This is a genomic window from Enterobacter sp. DNB-S2, assembly GCF_019443845.1.
Lineage (GTDB): Bacteria > Pseudomonadota > Gammaproteobacteria > Enterobacterales > Enterobacteriaceae > Enterobacter > Enterobacter asburiae_B.
The window spans coordinates 4,411,666-4,431,688 of the sequence record NZ_CP050520.1 but is presented as its reverse complement, the minus strand read 5'-3'; the positions used below and the strand labels follow the sequence as shown (position 1 = coordinate 4,431,688).

The following is a 20,023-nucleotide window of genomic DNA, read 5'->3' as shown; positions in this document are numbered from 1 at the left end:
AGCATTAACTAAAACGGCTCTGAAGCCTGGCGTCTCGTTAACAGGCGTTTTTTGATACTTTTATCGATAATTTTCAGAGGGTTAATTAATCGGTTTTATCGCTAAGTATGACAACTAAAACAGGTTAGTCCATTTGGTTATTTATTATTTCCATCCCTTCTTTAATTGTTATTATCCTCGCCGTTAACCTTATCTTCAGTTTGGATTTATTCGCTTTAAGTCCGCTTGGCTACTGGAACATAACGACGCATGACAACACAGGCCCCACCTTCAAATTTGCTTCCCCTGAACCCGGAGCAACTGGCGCGCCTTCAGGCTGCCACCTCTGATTTTTCTCCCACTCAGCTTGCCTGGGTCTCCGGTTATTTCTGGGGAATGCTCAATCAGCAGCCTGGCGCTGTGGCGGGTGCACCGGTAACGGCCGTTGAAATTCCGGCCATTACCCTGATTTCCGCCTCGCAGACGGGCAATGCGCGCCGCGTGGCCGAAGCGCTGCGTGACGACCTGCTGGCCGCCAAACTGAACGTGAACCTGGTCAACGCCGGGGATTATAAATTTAAGCAAATCGCGTCAGAAAAACTGCTGGTGGTGGTCGCCTCTACGCAGGGTGAAGGTGAACCTGCTGAAGAAGCGGTGGCGCTGCACAAGTTCCTGTTCTCGAAAAAAGCGCCGAAGCTGGATGCCACGGCGTTTGCCGTATTTGGCCTGGGCGATACCTCGTATGAATTCTTCTGCCAGTCCGGTAAAGACTTCGACAGCAGGCTGGCGGAGCTGGGCGCGGAGCGCCTGCTGGACCGCGTTGACGCGGATGTTGAATACCAGACCGCCGCCGCCGAATGGCGTGCGCGCATCGTTGAGGTGCTGAAAGCGCGCGTGCCGAAAGAGACGTCGGCACAGGCCGCGTTCACCGCGACGGGTGCCGTCAACGACATCCATACCAGCCCGTACACCAAAGAGGCGCCGCTGACGGCGAGCCTGTCGGTGAACCAGAAAATCACCGGCCGCGATTCGGAAAAAGACGTGCGCCATATCGAGATCGATCTCGGCGACTCTGGCCTGCGCTATCAGCCGGGCGACGCGCTGGGTATCTGGTATCAGAACGATCCGGCTCTGGTGAAAGAGCTGGTTGAGCTGCTGTGGCTGAAGGGTGACGAGCCCGTCACCGTTGACGGCAAAATCCAGCCGCTTGCAGAGGCGCTGCAGTGGCATTTCGAGCTGACGGTGAACACCCCGAATATCGTCGAAAATTATGCCACCTTAACGCGCAGCGAATCCCTGCTGCCGCTGGTGGGCGACAAGGCGAAGCTGCAGCATTACGCCGCGACGACGCCAATTGTCGATATGGTGCGTTTCTCTCCGGCTCAGCTGGATGCGGATGCGCTGATCGGCCTGCTGCGACCGCTGACGCCGCGCCTGTACTCCATCGCCTCTTCGCAGGCCGAAGTGGAGAGTGAAGTGCATATTACCGTCGGCGTGGTGCGCTACGACATCGAAGGCCGCGCCCGTGCGGGTGGGGCATCAAGCTTCCTGGCGGATCGCGTCGAAGAAGAGGGCGAAGTGCGCGTCTTTATCGAGCACAACGACAACTTCCGCCTGCCGACGAACCCGGAAACGCCGGTCATCATGATTGGCCCAGGCACCGGCATTGCGCCGTTCCGCGCCTTCATGCAGCAGCGCGCGGCAGATGAAGCGCCGGGTAAAAACTGGCTGTTCTTCGGCAACCCGCACTTTACCGAGGATTTCCTCTACCAGGTTGAGTGGCAGCGCTATGTGAAAGAAGGCGTACTGACCCGCATCGATCTGGCCTGGTCCCGCGACCAGAAAGAAAAAATATACGTACAAGACAAACTGCGCGAACAGGGCGCAGAGCTGTGGCGCTGGATCAATGACGGTGCCCACATTTATGTCTGCGGCGACGCCAATCGCATGGCGAAAGACGTTGAGCAGGCACTGCTGGAAGTGATTGCCGAATTCGGCGGTATGGATGCCGAAACGGCGGATGAATTTTTAAGTGAGCTGCGCGTTGAGCGCCGTTATCAGCGAGATGTCTACTAATGAGCGAAAAACATCCAGGGCCACTGGTGGTCGAAGGTAAACTGACAGACGCCGAGCGCATGAAGCTGGAAAGCAACTATCTGCGCGGCACCATTGCTGAAGATCTGAATGACGGTCTCACCGGCGGCTTCAAAGGCGACAACTTCCTGCTGATCCGCTTCCACGGCATGTACCAGCAGGACGATCGCGACATCCGCGCCGAGCGTGCCGAACAGAAGCTGGAGCCGCGTCATGCGATGCTGCTGCGCTGCCGTCTGCCGGGCGGGGTGATCACCACCAAACAGTGGCAGGCCATCGACAAGTTTGCCGGTGAAAACACGATTTATGGCAGCATCCGCCTGACCAACCGTCAGACATTCCAGTTCCACGGCATTCTGAAGAAGAACGTCAAGCCGGTGCATCAGATGCTGCACTCGGTCGGGCTGGACGCGCTGGCGACCGCCAACGACATGAACCGTAACGTGCTTTGCACCTCGAACCCGTATGAGTCCCAGCTGCACGCCGAAGCGTACGAGTGGGCGAAGAAGATCTCTGAGCACCTGCTGCCGCGCACCCGCGCCTATGCGGAGATTTGGCTCGATCAGGAAAAAGTCGCGACCACGGACGAAGAACCGATCCTTGGCCAGACCTATCTGCCGCGTAAGTTTAAAACCACGGTCGTGATCCCACCGCAGAACGATATCGACCTGCACGCCAACGACATGAACTTCGTGGCGATTGCTGAAAACGGCAAGCTGATTGGCTTTAACCTGCTGGTGGGCGGCGGCCTGTCCATTGAACACGGTAATAAGAAAACCTACGCCCGCACCGCGAGCGAGTTCGGCTTCCTGCCGCTGGAGCACACGCTGGCCGTGGCGGAAGCGGTAGTGACCACGCAGCGCGACTGGGGCAACCGTACCGACCGTAAAAACGCGAAAACCAAATACACCCTGGAGCGCGTGGGCGTTGAGACGTTCAAAGAGGAAGTGGAGCGTCGTGCGGGCATCAAATTTGAGCCGATCCGCCCTTACGAATTCACCGGTCGCGGCGATCGCATTGGCTGGGTGAAAGGTATCGACAATAAATGGCACCTGACGCTGTTTATCGAAAACGGTCGTATTCTGGATTATCCGGGCCGTCCGCTGAAAACCGGTCTGCTGGAAATTGCTAAGATCCATAAAGGCGAATTCCGCATTACCGCTAACCAGAATCTCATTATTGCCGGCGTGCCGGAGAGCCAGAAGGCGAAGATCGAGAAGCTGGCGCGCGACCACGGATTAATGGATGCGGTTAAGCCGCAGCGTGAAAACTCGATGGCCTGCGTGTCGTTCCCGACCTGTCCGCTGGCGATGGCCGAAGCGGAACGTTTCCTGCCGTCATTCACTGACAAAGTGGAGGCGATTCTGGAAAAACACGGTATTCCGGACGAGCATATTGTTATGCGCGTCACCGGCTGCCCGAACGGCTGCGGCCGCGCGATGCTGGCCGAGCTGGGTCTGGTGGGGAAAGCGCCGGGGCGCTATAACCTGCACCTGGGCGGTAACCGTATCGGCACGCGCATTCCGCGTATGTTCCGCGAGAACATTACCGAGCCGGAAATCCTTGATTCCATCGACGAGCTTGTCGGGCGCTGGGCGAAAGAGCGCGAAGCGGGTGAAGGCTTCGGCGACTTTACGGTGCGTGCGGGCATCATTCGCCCGGTGCTCGATCCCGCAAGGGATTTCTGGGAGTAACCACGAGAGGTAATTATGTCCGTACTCGATCTAAACGCCCTTAACGATCTGCCTAAAGTCGAACGCATTCTGGCGCTGGCAGAAACCAATGCCCACCTTGAAAAGCTGGACGCCGAAGGGCGCGTGGCGTGGGCGCTGGAAAACCTGCCGGGAGACTATGTGCTCTCGTCGAGCTTTGGTATTCAGGCGGCGGTCAGCCTGCATCTGGTGAATCAGATCCGTCCGGACATTCCGGTGATCCTTACCGATACCGGCTACCTGTTTCCTGAAACCTACCAGTTTATTGACGAGCTGACGGACAAGCTCAAGCTGAACCTCAAAGTGTACCGCGCGACGGAAAGCGCGGCCTGGCAGGAGGCGCGCTACGGTAAGCTGTGGGAGCAGGGCGTTGAGGGCATTGAGAAATACAATGAGATCAACAAAGTCGAGCCGATGAACCGGGCGCTGAAAGAGCTCAATGCGCAGACGTGGTTTGCGGGGCTGCGCCGCGAGCAGTCCGGCAGCCGTGCAACCTTACCGGTGCTGGCGGTCCAGCGCGGGGTATTTAAAGTGCTGCCGATTATCGACTGGGATAACCGTACGGTGTATCAGTATCTGCAAAAACACGGGCTGAAGTACCATCCGCTGTGGGACCAGGGCTATCTGTCGGTGGGCGACACCCACACCACGCGCAAATGGGAACCGGGAATGGCGGAAGAAGAGACGCGATTCTTTGGGCTGAAGCGCGAGTGCGGGCTGCACGAAGGGTGATCCTTTATCCACCCTCTCCCTGTGGGAGAGGGTTGGGGTGAGGGCATCAGGCCGCCCTATGCTTAACGACCTCAGGCTTTCCCCGCTTTCGCCAGCTCCTTCACCAGCGGCAGCATGACCTTCACCACATCACGACTGCGGTGCTCAATCCGCTGCGGCAGCGCGCTGTCAATGTGCAGCTGATTATCCAGCATCACGTTGTGCCAGCTTGTACCGTCCGGGAAGGCTTTCGATTTAGCGCGTTGCTGATAGCCATCTTTCTTGCCCAATGCCCAGTTTGTCGCTTCCACGTACAGCACCGGAATGCCCGCCTTATCGAAGACTTCCCCGTCGTTGCAGCAGCCTGTTCCGCGTGGGAAAGCAGGATTCCCGCCCGGATTGGTCGTGGCAAAAACGCCATGGCTGCGGGCAATCGCCAGCGCCCGGTCGCGCGTCAGTTTCCGCACGGGTCCCGGCGTACTCTGCCCGCTGTTGAAATAAAGCTTATCGCCGACGATCAGGTTATCGAGGTTGATCACCAGCAGCGTATTTTTCTTCTCCTCAGCGCTCATGCGTTTAAGGAGATTCTCAGCGCCGAGTTTGCCCTCTTCTTCACCGCTGGTGGCCACGAAACGAATGCCATACTGGGTTGGAATATCTTTCATCCGTTCGGCCAGTTCGAGCATCACGCCCAGGCCTGCCGCGTTGTCGTCCATGCCCTGCAGCGTCAGCCCGCCGAGGTTGTTATCCGTATCGGCATCGCTCATCGGGGCGTAGGTATCAAGGTGCGCCATGATAATAATCTGTTCAGCCGCGCGACCTTCATGCGCCGCGATAACCGTACTGCCGGTCACGTTATGCCAGTTTTTCGTTTTATTTCGTGAGGTATAGACGTAGCGGCTGTGAAACGACCGGATATCGCTCTGGTAGCCCATCCCGGCAAACTGCTGACGAAGATAGTCCGCAGAGAGCATCTCCGCAGGCGAGCCGGTCATGCGGCCAGGGAAGACGGTGGCAATATGCCGCGCCTGCATAGTGGCGATTTCACCATAAGGTTGGTTTTTTGCCTGGGCAGGAAGAATAAAGCAAACGCCGAGCGCCAGGGCAGCAATACGGTGGCGCGTTGCGGAAAACATAGTGAGTCCTTAAAAACTGAGCAAAATAATAACCCGCCTAGTATGAAACTGTGATCGTCCATACACAATTTGAATTGGTCTTAAATGCCCGAAATTTCGCGTGTTAAGCACTTTTTGGTATTAGCTTTTTCACGGCGTTATTCCATTGAGTAACTACTCATTCCAATTCGTAATTTCATTCGGTCTAAGCCGCCCCCTATAGTCCCCTTATTCCTCGTTGTTAGTGAGTTGTTGCTTGTGGACTATCTGCCCTTATTTGCCGCGATAAAAGAGAAGCCGGTGCTGGTTGTTGGCACGGGTGAAATTGCCGATCGCAAAATCGCGTTTCTGCAACGCGCAGGGGCGCAGGTGCGGGTAGTGGCAGAAGCGGATTTTGACGAATCACAAATCGACAGCGTCGTGCTGGTGATTGCGGCGACCGAAGATCGCGACCTGAACCGGCGGATTTCCGACGCCGCTCAGGCCCGTTACCGCCTGGTGAACGTGGTGGACGACCAGCCGTTATGTTCGTTCATCTTCCCGTCGATCGTTGACCGTTCTCCGCTGCTGGTGGCGATCTCCTCCGGCGGTACCGCACCAGTGCTGGCGCGCGTGCTGCGTGAAAAAATCGAAGCGCTGCTGCCGACCAGCCTCGGGCGCATGGCGGAAAAAGCCAGCTACTGGCGCAACCACCTGAAAACGCGCCTGACCAGCGTAACGGAACGCCGTCGCTTCTGGGAACGCGTGTTTCGCGGCCGCTTTGCCAGCCTGATGCATGCCGGTAATGAGACGGCAGCGCAGAAAATTCTTGAGGACGAACTGGATAACCCCGGCAGTACGGGCGGGGAGATCATTCTGGTGGGCGCAGGGCCGGGCGATGCCGGGCTTCTGACGCTGCGCGGCCTGCAGGTGCTGCAGGACGCTGACGTGGTGTTCTACGACCATCTGGTCACCGACGGCGTGCGCGAGCTGATCCGTCGCGACGCGGAGCAAATCTGCGTCGGCAAACGGGCTGGCGAGCACTCGGTGCCGCAGCACGACACCAACCAGATGCTGGTTGACGCCGCCAAAGCGGGTAAAACCGTGGTGCGCCTGAAAGGGGGCGATCCGTTCATTTTTGGTCGCGGCGGCGAAGAGCTGCAGGCGGCAGCCGAAGCGGGCATACCGTTCCAGGTGGTGCCCGGCATCACGGCGGCCTCTGCGGTAACGGCCTACGCCGGTATCCCGTTGACCCACCGCGATTACGCCCAGAGCGTGACCTTTGTGACCGGCCACTACAAGGCCGACAGCACGCCGTTCGACTGGTCGCATCTCGCCCAGAGCCGCCAGACGCTGGCGATCTACATGGGCACGATGAAGGCCGCGGACATCAGCGAACAGCTTATTCAGCACGGTCGCGAGGCGACGACGCCCGTTGCCGTCATTTCTCGCGGCACGCGCGTCGATCAGCACGTTGCGACGGGCACGCTGGAACATCTTGCAACCCTGGCGAAAGACGCCCCGATGCCCGCCCTGATCGTGGTGGGTGAAGTGGTGCAGCTGCACAGCACGCTCGCCTGGTTCCAACACACAACCGATACAGAAGGCTTTGGTTCTTCTGTCGTAAATTTGGCTTAAGGAAAGGTTATGGACCAAAAACGTCTTACACACCTGCGGCAGCTCGAAGCGGAGAGTATCCATATTATCCGCGAAGTGGCCGCCGAGTTTTCTAACCCGGTGATGATGTACTCCATCGGTAAAGATTCCAGCGTCATGCTGCATCTGGCGCGTAAAGCGTTTTATCCGGGCACGCTGCCGTTCCCGCTGCTGCACGTGGATACCGGCTGGAAATTCCGCGAAATGTACGAGTTCCGCGACCGTACCGCGAAAGCCTACGGCTGCGAGCTGCTGGTGCATAAAAACCCGGAAGGGGTGGCGATGGGCATCAACCCGTTCGTGCACGGCAGCGCCAAGCACACCGATATCATGAAAACCGAAGGGCTGAAGCAGGCGCTGAACAAATACGGTTTTGACGCGGCCTTCGGCGGCGCGCGCCGTGACGAGGAGAAATCCCGCGCCAAAGAGCGTATCTACTCCTTCCGCGACCGCTTCCACCGCTGGGATCCGAAAAACCAGCGTCCGGAGCTGTGGCACAACTACAACGGTCAGATTAACAAAGGCGAAAGCATTCGCGTCTTCCCGCTCTCCAACTGGACCGAGCTGGATATCTGGCAGTACATCTATCTGGAAAACATCGAAATCGTTCCGCTGTATCTGGCCGCCGAGCGCCCGGTGCTGGAGCGCGACGGCATGCTGATGATGATCGACGACGATCGTATCGACCTGCAGCCGGGCGAAGTGATCAAACAACAGATGGTGCGCTTCCGTACCCTCGGCTGCTGGCCGCTGACCGGGGCGGTGGAATCCAGCGCGCAGACGCTGCCGGAGATCATCGAAGAGATGCTGGTGTCCACCACCAGCGAGCGACAGGGGCGCGTGATTGACCGCGACCAGGCAGGCTCCATGGAGCTGAAGAAACGTCAGGGTTATTTCTAAGGAGCCGCCATGAATACCACTATTGCTCAACAAATTGCCAACGAAGGCGGCGTGGAAGCGTATCTGCACGCGCAACAACACAAAAGCCTGCTGCGTTTTCTGACCTGCGGCAGCGTGGATGACGGGAAAAGTACCCTGATTGGCCGCCTGCTGCACGATACGCGCCAGATTTACGAAGATCAGCTCTCTTCCCTGCATAACGACAGTAAGCGTCACGGCACCCAGGGTGAAAAACTCGACCTGGCGCTGCTGGTGGACGGCCTGCAGGCCGAGCGCGAGCAGGGCATCACCATCGATGTGGCCTACCGCTACTTCTCTACCGAGAAGCGCAAATTTATTATCGCCGATACCCCGGGGCACGAGCAGTACACCCGCAACATGGCGACCGGCGCGTCTACCTGCGACCTGGCGATCCTGCTGATGGACGCGCGTAAAGGCGTGCTGGATCAGACCCGTCGTCACAGCTTTATCTCGACGCTGCTGGGGATCAAACACCTGGTGGTGGCGGTCAACAAGATGGATCTGGTCAACTTCAGCGAAGAGAAGTTCGAGGAGATCCGCCAGAGCTATCTGACCTTTGCCGAACAGCTGCCGGGCAACCTGGATATTCGCTTTGTGCCGCTCTCGGCGCTGGAAGGGGATAACGTCGCTTCCCAGAGCGCGAACATGCCGTGGTACAGCGGTCCGACGCTGCTGGAAGTGCTGGAAACCGTTGAAATTCAGCGCGTGGTCGATACCCAGCCGATGCGCTTCCCGGTGCAGTACGTGAACCGTCCAAACCTCGATTTCCGCGGCTTCTCAGGTACCCTCGCATCAGGCTCCGTGAAGGTAGGTCAGCGCGTCAAGGTGCTGCCATCCGGCGTGGAATCGACTATCGCCCGCATCGTCACCTTCGACGGTGACCTGCAGGAAGCGGGCGCCGGTGAAGCCGTAACGCTGGTGCTGAAAGACGAAATTGATATCAGCCGGGGCGACCTGCTGGTTGACGCGCAGGAAACGCTGGCGGCAGTGCAGGGGGCTTCCGTGGACGTGGTGTGGATGGCCGAACAGCCGCTGACCGCTGGCCAGAGCTATGACATCAAAATTGCCGGCAAGAAAACCCGCGCCCGCGTGGACGGTATTCAGTTCCAGGTGGATATCAACAACCTGACCCAGCGTGACGTCACCGAGCTGCCGCTGAACGGCATTGGTCTGGTCGATCTGACCTTCGACGAACCGCTGGTGCTGGATCCGTATCAGCAGAATCCGGTCACGGGAGGTCTTATCTTTATCGACAGGCTGACCAACGTTACCGTCGGGGCCGGTATGGTGCGCGAACCGATTAAACAGGCTGCCGCGACGTCTGAATTCAGCGCCTTCGAGCTGGAACTGAACGCGCTGGTGCGTAAACACTTCCCGCACTGGGGTGCACGCGATCTGCTGGGAGGCAAGTAATGGCCGCCCATGATGAGAACGTCGTCTGGCATCCTCATCCGGTCACCGTCGCCCAGCGCGAACAGCTCCACGGTCATCGTGGGGTTGTGCTGTGGTTTACCGGGCTGTCCGGCTCGGGTAAATCGACGGTGGCCGGCGCGCTGGAAGAGGCGTTGCATCAGCAGGGCGTAAGCACGTACCTGCTGGATGGCGACAACGTGCGTCACGGCCTGTGCAGCGATTTAGGGTTTAGCGACGATGACCGCAAAGAGAACATCCGCCGGGTGGGCGAAGTCGCCAGCCTGATGGCTGACGCCGGGCTGGTGGTGCTGACCGCGTTTATCTCTCCGCACCGCGCCGAGCGCCAGATGGTGCGCGAACGCGTGGGCCAGGATCGCTTTATCGAGGTGTTTGTCGATACGCCGTTGGAGATTTGCGAAGCGCGCGACCCGAAAGGGCTTTACAAGAAAGCGCGTGCCGGAGAACTGCGCAACTTCACCGGAATTGACGCGGTATACGAAGCGCCTGAATCGCCTGAAATTCACCTGGAAGGTCAACAATTGGTAACAAATTTAGTAAGCCAATTATTAGACCTGCTCAGACGGGACGATATTATCAGATCCTGAGGCGGTATCGTTCGGGAGCTGTCTTCCCGAACGATCAGTCACGGTCACAGGATTAGCTATGCGCAACAGTGAACATTACATCACCACCACCGGGTCGGAGCCGCTAGCGACCGACGACGAAACGACCTGGTCATTTCCTGGGGCCATCATTGGCTTCGTCTCATGGCTGCTGGCGCTTGGCATTCCGTTTCTCATCTATGGCGGCAACACGCTGTTCTTCTTTCTCTACACCTGGCCTTTCTTTCTGGCGTTGATGCCCGTGGCGGTTGTCGTCGGCATTGCGCTGCACTCGCTGCTCAACGGTAAGCTCCTGTACAGCACCGTGGTCACGATTGTGACGGTGGTTCTCATGTTTGGTCTGTTATTTTTGTGGCTCATGGGCTAACTTCAGCCATAATTCAAACCGTAACCAACTGTGTAACGATATTGAGCAGGACGATTCTGCGGAAAAAATGTGGTACATTTGCCCGCGATGTTGCGGCATCTCTGTTACCCCGGCGTAGTGCTCTGGGGAAGTCTTGGGATGATGATGCCGTTTTTCAGGGGGCAGGATGGGTAAACTAACGCTGCTGTTGCTGGCTTTGCTAATCTGGCTGCAATATTCGCTGTGGTTCGGTAAGAACGGACTGCACGACTATAGCCGGGTGAGCGATGACGTCGCGGCTCAGCAGGCAACAAACGCCAAACTTAAGGCGCGAAACGATCAACTCTTTGCTGAAATTGATGACCTCAATGGCGGGCAAGAGGCGATTGAGGAACGCGCACGCAATGAACTCAGTATGACTAAGCCGGGCGAAACCTTTTATCGTCTGGTTCCGGATGCGTCTAAACGCAATCAGGGCTCAGCACAAAACAATCGATAATCAGGCCCAGGATTACGACATGGCAGTAACTTTTTCGGACGTATGCGCCGTGGTGCCGGCCGCAGGTTTTGGCCGGCGCATGCAGGCAGAATGTCCCAAGCAGTACCTCTCTATTGGCGATAAAACGATCCTCGAGCACGCCGTGGCGGCGCTGCTGGCGCACCCGCGGGTGACGCGTGTGATCATCGCTATCAGCCCTGGCGATGCGCGCTTCGCGCAGCTGCCGCTGGCAAATCATCCACATATTACCGTCGTTGACGGTGGCGCCGAACGCGCCGATTCCGTTCTGGCGGGTATTCAGGCCGCCGGAAACGCGTCGTGGGTGCTGGTACATGACGCGGCGCGTCCGTGCCTGCATCAGGACGATCTTGCGCGCCTGCTGGCGCTAAGCGAAACAAGCAAGGTTGGCGGGATTCTGGCTGCGCCGGTGCGCGACACCATGAAGCGCGCCGAGCCGGGCAAACAGGCTATCGCCCACACCGTCGATCGCGTCGATTTATGGCACGCGCTGACGCCACAATTTTTCCCCCGCGAATTACTCCACGGCTGCTTAACGCGAGCGCTTAAAGAAGGTGCGACCATCACGGACGAAGCCTCCGCGCTGGAGTATTGCGGTTTCCACCCTGAGCTTGTTGAAGGACGCGCTGATAATATTAAAGTGACGCGTCCGGAAGATTTACAGCTTGCGGAATTTTATCTTACCCGTTCGACCCATCAGGAGAAGGCATAATGCGAATTGGACACGGTTTTGATGTACACGCCTTTGGCGGAGAAGGCCCAATTATCATTGGCGGCGTGCGCATTCCTTATGAAAAAGGACTGCTGGCGCATTCTGATGGCGACGTGGCACTGCATGCGCTGACCGACGCGCTGTTGGGCGCTGCCGCGCTGGGCGATATCGGCAAGCTGTTCCCGGACACCGACCCGGCATTTAAAGGCGCGGACAGCCGCGAGCTGCTGCGCGAAGCGTGGCGCCGCATTCAGGCGAAAGGCTACATCCTCGGCAACGTCGACGTGACGATTATTGCCCAGGCCCCGAAAATGCTGCCGCATATTCCGCAGATGCGCGTGTTTATTGCAGAAGATCTGGGCTGCCATATGGACGACGTGAACGTCAAAGCGACGACGACCGAGAAGCTGGGCTTTACCGGGCGTGGCGAAGGGATTGCCTGTGAAGCCGTAGCGCTACTGCTGAAGGCGAGCAAATGACGGACTTCGACAACCTGACGTACCTGCACGGTAAACCGCAGGGGAACGGGGTGCTGAAAGCCAGCCCGGAAGATTTCCTCGTGGTGGAGGATCTGGGCTTTGAGCCGGATGGCGAAGGCGAACATATCCTGGTGCGTATTCTGAAAAATGGCTGCAATACCCGCTTTGTGGCCGACGCGCTGGCAAAATTCCTCAAAATCCATGCCCGCGAAGTGAGCTTTGCCGGACAGAAAGATAAACACGCCGTCACGGAACAGTGGCTCTGCGCGCGCGTTCCCGGCAATACGATGCCTGATTTAAGCAAATTTGAGCTTGAAGGCTGTAAGGTACTGGAATTCGCCCGCCACAAGCGCAAACTGCGTCTGGGGGCGTTGAAGGGGAACGACTTTACGCTGGTGCTGCGTGAAGTGTCTCACCGCGAAGACGTTGAAAAACGTCTGAACGCGATCAGTGAACGCGGTGTACCGAACTACTTTGGCGCGCAGCGCTTTGGCATTGGCGGCAGCAACCTGCAGGGTGCGCTGCGCTGGGCGCAAAGCGATGCCCCGGTGCGCGACAGGAATAAACGCAGTTTTTGGTTGTCGGCGGCCCGCAGCGCGTTGTTTAATCAGATTGTGAGCGAAAGGCTGAAAAAACCGGACGCGAATCAAGTTGTTGTTGGCGATGCGCTACAATTAGCGGGACGCGGAAGCTGGTTTGTGGCAACGGCCGAAGAAATGGCCGATGTGCAGTCGCGCGTGGACGCAAAAGCGCTGATGATTACCGCCGCGCTGCCCGGTACGGGCGACTGGGGAACGCAGGGCGACGCGCTGGCTGCCGAGCAGTTAGCCGTAGCGGATGCGCCAGAATTGCAATCCTTGCTGGTGCGGGAAAAAGTCGAGGCGGCACGCCGCGCGATGCTGCTCTACCCGCAGCAGTTAAGCTGGAACTGGTGGGATGACGTGACCGTCGAGTTACGCTTCTGGCTACCGGCAGGTAGCTTTGCCACCAGTGTTGTCAGGGAACTTATCAACACCTCGGGTGATTATGCGAATATTGCTGAGTAACGATGACGGTATCCACGCGCCAGGCATTCAGACCCTGGCGAAACACCTCCGCGAATTCGCGGACGTGCAGGTCGTGGCGCCCGATCGTAACCGCAGTGGAGCGTCTAACTCACTGACGCTGGAGTCGTCGCTTCGCACCTTTACCTTTGAAAATGGCGATATTGCCGTGCAGATGGGCACGCCAACCGACTGCGTTTTTCTGGGCGTGAACGCGCTGATGCGGCCGCGTCCGGATATCGTTGTTTCCGGCATTAACGCCGGTCCTAACCTCGGCGATGACGTGATTTACTCCGGCACCGTGGCGGCCGCAATGGAAGGGCGCCATCTTGGATTCCCGGCGCTGGCGGTCTCGTTAAACGGCCACACGCACTACGACACCGCCGCCGCGGTGACCTGTTCGATCCTGCGGGCGCTCGGCCGCGAGCCGTTGCGTACCGGGCGCATCCTCAACATCAACGTGCCGGATCTTCCTCTCGATGAAATTAAAGGCATTCGCGTCACCCGTTGCGGGAGCCGACACCCTGCCGATCAGGTGATCCCGCAGCAGGATCCTCGCGGCAACACGCTTTACTGGATTGGCCCTCCCGGCGATAAGTGCGATGCGGGTCCGGATACCGACTTTGCCGCCGTGGATGAAGGCTATGTTTCGGTTACCCCGCTGCACGTAGATTTAACCGCGTATAGCGCGCATGATGTGGTGTCGGGCTGGCTGGATCGCGCAGGAGTGAACGCGCAATGGTAAACAAACGTGTACAAACTCTTCTGGAACAACTCCGCGCGCAGGGGATCCGCGACGAGCACGTGCTTGAAGCGCTTGCTCAGGTTCCGCGTGAGAAATTTGTAGATGAGGCGTTTGAACACAAAGCGTGGGAAAACGTGGCGCTGCCCATCGGACAGGGCCAGACGATTTCGCAGCCTTACATGGTGGCGCGCATGACGGAGCTGCTGGAGCTGACGCCTGACTCCCGCGTGCTGGAGATTGGCACCGGGTCGGGGTATCAGACCGCGATCCTGGCGCATCTGGTTCATCATGTATGCTCCGTTGAGCGGATTAAAGGTTTACAGTGGCAGGCGCGTCGTCGCCTGAAACAACTTGATTTACATAATGTTTCGACACGACACGGTGATGGATGGCAGGGTTGGAAGGCGCGCGCGCCGTTTGACGCGATCATCGTGACGGCGGCCCCGCCTGAAATTCCTGCGGCCCTGTTGTCGCAGCTGGATGAGGGGGGCATTCTTGTTCTGCCCGTCGGGGACGAGCAGCAGCTTTTGAAGCGCGTTCGTCGGCGCGGCGGCGAGTTTATTATCGACACCGTGGAAGCCGTGCGCTTTGTGCCTCTGGTAAAGGGGGAGTTGGCCTGAGACTCGGAATTATCCAGGGTTATTAAGGCAAATTCAGCGTATGGTGTGGCGCGAAAGATTCGTGCCATCACGGTAAATTTTAAGTCACTGGTAGTTAACACATTCCTGGGGGATAAATGAGCGCGGGAAGCCCTAAATTCACCATCAGCCGTGTTGCGGCATTATCACTGGTTTCGCTCTGGCTGGCAGGCTGTACAAGTTCTAATAACGCGCCTGCGCCCGTCAGTTCTGTCGGCGGAAACAGCGGCTCGGGTAACACGTCCGGCGGAATGTTGATCACTCCTCCGCCTAAAATGGGTACCTCTACGGCGCAACAAAATCCGCCAATCCAGCCGGTTCAGCGTCCAATGACGCAGCCGACGCAGATTCAGCCAGTGGAACAGCCTGTTCAGACCCAGAATGGCCGCATAGTCTATAACCGTCAGTATGGGAACATTCCGAAAGGCAGCTATACCGGTGGCAGCACCTATACCGTGAAACGCGGGGATACGCTGTTCTACATTGCGTGGATTACCGGGAACGATTTCCGTGACCTCGCGCAGCGCAATAACGTCCAGGCCCCATACGGTCTGGAAGTCGGGCAAACGCTCCAGGTTGGCAACGCGACGGGCACGCCGCTTACGCCTGGCAACACCGTTTCAGCGGCCGATGTGACGGCTCAAAATAACAGCGTTAAGCCTGCACAAAAATCCACCACGGTGGTTGCTTCACAACCTGTAATTACGTATTCTGAGGATTCAGGTGATCAGACTGCTAACAAAATGTTGCCGAATAATAAAGGTACTGCGACTGTTGTCACAGCACCGGTTACGGCACCTGTGGTTAGCTCTACTGAACCGACTGCCAGCAGTATGACCTCCAGTTCGCCAATTTCTGCATGGCGCTGGCCAACTGACGGCAAGGTTATCGAGAACTTCTCTTCCTCCGAGGGGGGAAATAAAGGGATCGACATCGCAGGGAGTAAAGGACAGGCTATCATCGCGACCGCAGACGGGCGCGTTGTGTATGCCGGTAACGCTCTGCGCGGTTACGGTAATCTTATTATCATCAAACATAACGATGATTACCTGAGTGCCTACGCCCATAACGACACAATGCTGGTCCGGGAACAACAAGAAGTTAAGGCGGGGCAAAAAATCGCTACCATGGGTAGCACCGGAACCAGTTCTACACGCTTGCATTTTGAAATTCGTTACAAGGGGAAATCCGTAAACCCGCTGCAGTATTTGCCGCAGCGATAATTTGACGGGGCATGCCAGCCAGGGTGTCTCGTTCAGGGATCACGGGTAGGAGCCACCTTATGAGTCAGAATACGCTGAAAGTTCATGATTTAAATGAAGACGCGGAATTTGATGAGAACGGAGTAGAGGCTTTTGACGAAAAAGCCTTAGTAGAAGAGGAACCCAGTGATAACGATTTGGCTGAAGAAGAGCTGTTATCGCAGGGTGCCACACAGCGTGTACTGGACGCGACTCAGCTTTACCTTGGGGAGATTGGTTACTCCCCACTGCTAACGGCCGAAGAAGAAGTCTATTTCGCACGTCGTGCTTTGCGTGGTGATGTAGCCTCGCGTCGTCGCATGATTGAAAGTAACCTGCGACTGGTCGTGAAAATTGCCCGCCGTTACGGCAATCGTGGTCTGGCTCTGCTGGATCTGATTGAAGAGGGCAACTTAGGTCTCATCCGCGCAGTTGAGAAGTTTGACCCGGAACGCGGGTTCCGTTTCTCAACCTACGCGACCTGGTGGATTCGTCAGACCATCGAACGGGCTATTATGAACCAGACCCGTACGATCCGCCTGCCGATTCACATCGTCAAAGAGTTGAACGTTTATCTGCGTACCGCACGCGAGTTGTCCCATAAACTGGACCACGAGCCAAGCGCAGAAGAGATTGCTGAGCAACTCGATAAACCGGTTGATGACGTAAGCCGTATGCTGCGTCTCAACGAGCGCATTACCTCCGTTGACACCCCGCTGGGTGGCGACTCCGAAAAAGCGCTGCTGGACATTCTGGCCGATGAAAAAGACAACGGTCCGGAAGACACCACGCAGGACGATGACATGAAGCAGAGCATCGTCAAATGGCTGTTCGAGCTGAACGCCAAACAGCGTGAAGTGCTGGCACGTCGTTTCGGTTTACTGGGGTATGAAGCTGCGACACTGGAAGACGTCGGCCGCGAAATTGGCCTGACCCGTGAACGTGTTCGTCAGATTCAGGTTGAAGGTCTGCGCCGCCTGCGTGAAATCCTGCAGGGGCAAGGTCTGAATATCGAAGCGCTGTTCCGCGAATAAGCAACCTTTCGTCAAAAAAGGCCCGTCGTGAGACGGGCCTTTTTCTTTTGCGCTACGGCTTAGCCGTTTCGTGCAGCAGACGCCACACTATCCGATCGCCTTCCTGATTGAGCACCGCGGTTGACCAGCGCACGTTGACGGGCAGGTCCGGCCGGGTTTGCGTCTCCTGGTAGTGGAGCACCGCGCCACGATCCCAGCGCTGGATCGTGGACAATTCGTCAATGACGATCTTCAGTCCGGGACGGCTTCCGCGCTGATTTTCCAGAAAACTGGCAAGACCGATATAGTCGATCTGAATGCCGCCAGGCGGGATCATCAGAAAATCCGGGCTGAAGCGGGCGAGCAGGGCGTCGGGATCTCCTTCACCTTTGCCTAACCAGTTTTCAAGCGCAATGTGGAGGTCGATAATGTCGTGTTCGAAAGGCGTCATGAATTCTCCTGTCGCAGCTGGGTGAGCACCTGCGTATTGTTAAGACGAAAAACGTACGGTACAGGCAGCAAGGTCATGCCTGCGGAAAAAATAAACATCCCATGCCAGGCCGCGAGCGGTGGCAGCCAGGCCTGCGCCAGGTTCAGCGCCTGCGCCAGCAGCAGGGCTCCGGCAAAAAAGCTCAGCTGACGATTAAGATTCCACAGCGCGCTGGCATCCGGCATCTCTTCCCGGCGGGTCGTCAGAAAAGCGCTGCTCTGAGCCGTACTGCTGCACAGGCTTCCCCCCGCACCCATCAGGGTAAACGCAGCGGCAGGCAGCAGCGTAGCCGAACTGACGTTAATCAAAAGCAGAATACCCGTCGCCTGCAGCAGGCAGCCGATGACGATCAGCGGTCGGGGGCCGATACGGTTAAAATAGCGTCCCGTTGCCGTGATGGCGATAAACGATGCCGCGGACCACGGCAGCATGAGCATCCCCGTTGCGGCTGGGCTCATTTTCGCCACGTGCTGAAGATAAAACATGCCCGTGACGTTCACCCCAATAAACATGCCGGGTACGCAGATATAAACAAGCATGGAAAAACGCAAAAGCGGGTCCGCGAGCAACGACAGGTTTAGCAGTCTGGCCGCTTTCATCGCGGGCATTTCGTGTTTAAGCCACAGGCAGGCCAAAACAAAGGTCACGATAGCGACCGGTAGCGTGGCGAAAAATATCCATCGCCAGCTGAGCGTCTGCACCAGCAGTCCTCCGATAGCAGGAGAGCAGGCCGGGGCAAGCAACGCCACCAGCATCACCGCCGAGGAGAGTCGGGCCCGCTCGTGAGGCTTAAACTGTTGCCAGGTCAGCGCCTGTCCGACGGGGATCAGTAAGCCTCCTCCCACGCCCTGAAGCACTCGCCAGGCGATCAGACTTTCAAGCGTTGCAGACAGGCCCGCCGCAGCGGAGGCAGCGCTGAACAGAAAAAGCGAGAGCAGGATGACGCGCTTAGGCCCGATGCGGCGCGTGAGCACGCTGCTAAAAGGGATCACCAGCGTCAGGCCGGCAATGTACCCGTTACTGACCCAGGCAAGGGCTGAAGGCGTGGTGTTAAAGGCGTGAGCCATTGCCGGGAAGGCGACGCTGGCAATGAACATGTTGATCAAATCAAGAAAAAAGCCCAGCAGATAAACAACGGCGACTTTGCTGCGATACGTCATGGTGGATCCTCCGGTGAGGTGGCGTATCGTATCGATCCGGGAAGAACGGATAAACCTGACAAAGCGCGATATACTGTCAAAAATATTTTGACAGTAAAAGGCGTGATGATGATTAACCTGCAGCGGGCGCAGATGTTTGTCGCGGTGGCCGATACCGGCAGTTTCACTGCCGCAGCCGAGGCAATGGGGCTGACAAAAGCCGTGGTCAGCTTCAATATTCGCCAGCTTGAAGATGAGCTGGGCGTTACGCTGCTGCTGCGCTCCACCCGCCGTCTGACGTTAACCGAGGCGGGCGCGCTTTTTCATCAACGCAGCGTGGCGCTTCTGAAGGATGCGGAACGGCTGCAGGATGATGTCCGCGCGAATCATGCGGGGCTCACTGGCGAACTGCGGATCACGACGACGCCCGAGTATGGCTCACAGGTGGTGGTGCCGCTGCTGGCCAGGTTTAGCCAGCAACACCCGGATCTTCGCGTGCGGCACATTTCGTCCTCCCTGCACGCCGACCTTATCTCGGAGCGCTTTGACGTAGCTATCCGGCTGGGAACGCTTGCCGATTCGCGCAACCACGCCGCGCTGATTTCGCACTTCTCGATTCTCCCCGTCGCGACGCCCGGGTGGCTCGTTAACCATCCGATCGAAACGCTTGCGCACCTTGCCAACGCCGACTGGATTATTCACGAGCGCCTGGCCTCGCCGCTGCGCTGGCAGGTGAAGGATGCCAGCGGTGCGCCTGAAACGCTGGAGATAAAAAAAGCGCCGCGCCTGTTTGCCGACAGCGCGCAGGCTCTTATGGCCTTTGCACTTGCTGGCGGAGGCGTGGCGTTACTGCCGGAATGGCTGGCGCGCGATGCGCTTGATGCGGGAAAACTGGTCCCGGTTTTACCGGGATATACCTTTGCGCAGCAGGGCATCTATGCGGTTTATCCCGATGCCCGGCACGTGACGGCGAAGGTGCGCACGTTTATCGATTTTATGCGCACCAGCGTGAATTAATCGTGCATCATCTTTTTGATGAGCGCAGAGAACTGCTCCCGCTCGGCCTTGTTAAGACGTCCTAAAAACGCCTCATCCACCTCGTTGCCAAGCGGTTTACAGCCTGCAAGCAGGGCTTCACCTTCTGGGGTCAGGAAGACAAACCGGCGGCGCTTGTCGGCCGGATCGTGCTCGCGTTTGACCAGCCCGCGCGCCTCCATGCGGCTGAGCATCTCCGCCAGGGTTGCTTTCGTGCTGACCGCCACTTCGGTCAACGCCACCTGTTCAATACCCGGATGCTCGGCAATAGAGCGCATCACCGCATACTGTGGCTTGGTCAGTTCCGGTAAGGCATGTTGCCACTGCGCGGTATGCTGTTGAAAAAGCTGACGTAACAGGTGGAACGCCTCTTGTCTTAGTTCCATGAACACTCCGACGGAAAAAATCTCTCCCCTATGATA

21 protein-coding genes are annotated in these 20,023 nt (G+C 57.7%); 17 read left to right on the top strand and 4 right to left on the bottom strand.

The window, feature by feature from the left end; all coding sequences use genetic code 11:
* Positions 1 to 249 precede the first annotated feature (249 nt).
* The 3 genes from cysJ to cysH are packed head-to-tail and all read left to right on the top strand — an operon-like array spanning position 250 to position 4,517.
* Complete coding sequence (cysJ, locus tag HB664_RS21390; protein ID WP_219940181.1) at positions 250 to 2,055, top strand: NADPH-dependent assimilatory sulfite reductase flavoprotein subunit; 1,806 nt, start codon at positions 250 to 252, stop codon at positions 2,053 to 2,055.
* The gene (gene cysI / locus HB664_RS21385) at positions 2,055 to 3,767 is read left to right on the top strand and encodes an assimilatory sulfite reductase (NADPH) hemoprotein subunit (protein ID WP_048979255.1); all 1,713 of its coding nucleotides are present in this window, start codon (positions 2,055 to 2,057) and stop codon (positions 3,765 to 3,767) included. Before cysJ ends, cysI begins: the two co-directional genes overlap by 1 nt.
* Before the next feature lie 15 nt (positions 3,768 to 3,782).
* Entirely contained in the window at positions 3,783 to 4,517 is a 735-nt protein-coding gene (gene cysH, locus HB664_RS21380) for a phosphoadenosine phosphosulfate reductase (protein WP_023308999.1), read from the top strand.
* A 71-nt stretch (positions 4,518 to 4,588) separates the two neighbouring features.
* Here the strand turns inward: cysH and HB664_RS21375 are convergent, their stop codons facing one another.
* Positions 4,589 to 5,632 carry an aminopeptidase gene (locus tag HB664_RS21375; protein ID WP_182071559.1) on the bottom strand — a complete coding sequence of 348 codons (1,044 nt, stop codon included), beginning with the start codon at positions 5,630 to 5,632 and terminating at the stop codon, positions 4,589 to 4,591.
* Between the two features lie 237 nt (positions 5,633 to 5,869).
* Between HB664_RS21375 and cysG the strand changes: the two genes are divergently transcribed.
* From cysG to rpoS, 13 genes are all read left to right on the top strand, one after another.
* Positions 5,870 to 7,228 carry a siroheme synthase CysG gene (gene cysG, locus HB664_RS21370; protein WP_039263355.1) on the top strand — a complete coding sequence of 453 codons (1,359 nt, stop codon included), beginning with the start codon at positions 5,870 to 5,872 and terminating at the stop codon, positions 7,226 to 7,228.
* 9 nt (positions 7,229 to 7,237) lie between these two features.
* Positions 7,238 to 8,146, top strand: coding sequence for a sulfate adenylyltransferase subunit CysD (gene cysD / locus HB664_RS21365; RefSeq protein WP_010434549.1), 909 nt, complete (start codon positions 7,238 to 7,240; stop codon positions 8,144 to 8,146).
* Positions 8,147 to 8,155: 9 nt separating this feature from the next.
* The gene (gene cysN, locus HB664_RS21360) at positions 8,156 to 9,580 is read left to right on the top strand and encodes a sulfate adenylyltransferase subunit CysN (protein ID WP_023308996.1); all 1,425 of its coding nucleotides are present in this window, start codon (positions 8,156 to 8,158) and stop codon (positions 9,578 to 9,580) included.
* Positions 9,580 to 10,185 carry an adenylyl-sulfate kinase gene (cysC, locus tag HB664_RS21355; RefSeq protein WP_010434543.1) on the top strand — a complete coding sequence of 202 codons (606 nt, stop codon included), beginning with the start codon at positions 9,580 to 9,582 and terminating at the stop codon, positions 10,183 to 10,185. Before cysN ends, cysC begins: the two co-directional genes overlap by 1 nt.
* Positions 10,186 to 10,243: 58 nt before the next feature.
* Positions 10,244 to 10,570, top strand: a complete 327-nt coding sequence (locus HB664_RS21350; protein ID WP_008499610.1) for a DUF3561 family protein — start codon at positions 10,244 to 10,246, stop codon at positions 10,568 to 10,570.
* A gap of 166 nt (positions 10,571 to 10,736) precedes the next feature.
* Complete coding sequence (gene ftsB / locus HB664_RS21345) at positions 10,737 to 11,048, top strand: cell division protein FtsB (RefSeq protein WP_008499609.1); 312 nt, start codon at positions 10,737 to 10,739, stop codon at positions 11,046 to 11,048.
* Positions 11,049 to 11,067: 19 nt separating this feature from the next.
* Positions 11,068 to 11,778 carry a 2-C-methyl-D-erythritol 4-phosphate cytidylyltransferase gene (gene ispD / locus HB664_RS21340; RefSeq protein ID WP_219940180.1) on the top strand — a complete coding sequence of 237 codons (711 nt, stop codon included), beginning with the start codon at positions 11,068 to 11,070 and terminating at the stop codon, positions 11,776 to 11,778.
* Complete coding sequence (gene ispF, locus HB664_RS21335) at positions 11,778 to 12,257, top strand: 2-C-methyl-D-erythritol 2,4-cyclodiphosphate synthase (protein ID WP_032660285.1); 480 nt, start codon at positions 11,778 to 11,780, stop codon at positions 12,255 to 12,257. Before ispD ends, ispF begins: the two co-directional genes overlap by 1 nt.
* A complete protein-coding gene (gene truD / locus HB664_RS21330) occupies positions 12,254 to 13,303 on the top strand; it encodes a tRNA pseudouridine(13) synthase TruD (RefSeq protein ID WP_033146407.1) in 1,050 nt (349 codons plus the stop codon). Before ispF ends, truD begins: the two co-directional genes overlap by 4 nt.
* The gene (surE, locus tag HB664_RS21325) at positions 13,284 to 14,045 is read left to right on the top strand and encodes a 5'/3'-nucleotidase SurE (RefSeq protein ID WP_023308990.1); all 762 of its coding nucleotides are present in this window, start codon (positions 13,284 to 13,286) and stop codon (positions 14,043 to 14,045) included. The genes truD and surE overlap by 20 nt, the downstream gene beginning before the upstream one ends.
* Positions 14,039 to 14,665 carry a protein-L-isoaspartate(D-aspartate) O-methyltransferase gene (locus tag HB664_RS21320; RefSeq protein WP_023333224.1) on the top strand — a complete coding sequence of 209 codons (627 nt, stop codon included), beginning with the start codon at positions 14,039 to 14,041 and terminating at the stop codon, positions 14,663 to 14,665. The genes surE and HB664_RS21320 overlap by 7 nt, the downstream gene beginning before the upstream one ends.
* 116 nt (positions 14,666 to 14,781) lie before the next feature.
* Positions 14,782 to 15,906, top strand: a complete 1,125-nt coding sequence (gene nlpD, locus HB664_RS21315; protein WP_033146405.1) for a murein hydrolase activator NlpD — start codon at positions 14,782 to 14,784, stop codon at positions 15,904 to 15,906.
* Between the two features lie 59 nt (positions 15,907 to 15,965).
* On the top strand, positions 15,966 to 16,958 hold the full coding sequence (gene rpoS / locus HB664_RS21310) for an RNA polymerase sigma factor RpoS (RefSeq protein WP_008499600.1): 993 nt from the start codon (positions 15,966 to 15,968) through the stop codon (positions 16,956 to 16,958).
* A 52-nt stretch (positions 16,959 to 17,010) separates the two neighbouring features.
* On the opposite strand, the gene HB664_RS21305 is transcribed toward rpoS, so the two are convergent.
* Together HB664_RS21305 and HB664_RS21300 are read right to left on the bottom strand one after the other, a co-directional pair.
* Positions 17,011 to 17,388 (bottom strand): DUF4440 domain-containing protein, encoded by a 378-nt coding sequence (locus HB664_RS21305; protein WP_219940179.1) that lies wholly within the window; start codon positions 17,386 to 17,388, stop codon positions 17,011 to 17,013.
* Positions 17,385 to 18,587: an MFS transporter gene (locus HB664_RS21300; RefSeq protein ID WP_219940178.1), complete on the bottom strand. Its 1,203-nt coding sequence runs from the start codon at positions 18,585 to 18,587 to the stop codon at positions 17,385 to 17,387. Before HB664_RS21300 ends, HB664_RS21305 begins: the two co-directional genes overlap by 4 nt.
* A gap of 108 nt (positions 18,588 to 18,695) precedes the next feature.
* Between HB664_RS21300 and HB664_RS21295 the strand changes: the two genes are divergently transcribed.
* Positions 18,696 to 19,583 (top strand): LysR family transcriptional regulator, encoded by an 888-nt coding sequence (locus tag HB664_RS21295; RefSeq protein ID WP_219940855.1) that lies wholly within the window; start codon positions 18,696 to 18,698, stop codon positions 19,581 to 19,583.
* Here HB664_RS21295 and HB664_RS21290 read toward each other — a convergent pair.
* The gene (locus tag HB664_RS21290; protein WP_033146401.1) at positions 19,580 to 19,987 is read right to left on the bottom strand and encodes a MarR family winged helix-turn-helix transcriptional regulator; all 408 of its coding nucleotides are present in this window, start codon (positions 19,985 to 19,987) and stop codon (positions 19,580 to 19,582) included. The two genes, HB664_RS21295 and HB664_RS21290, sit on opposite strands and share 4 nt — an antisense overlap.
* Positions 19,988 to 20,023 lie beyond the last annotated feature (36 nt).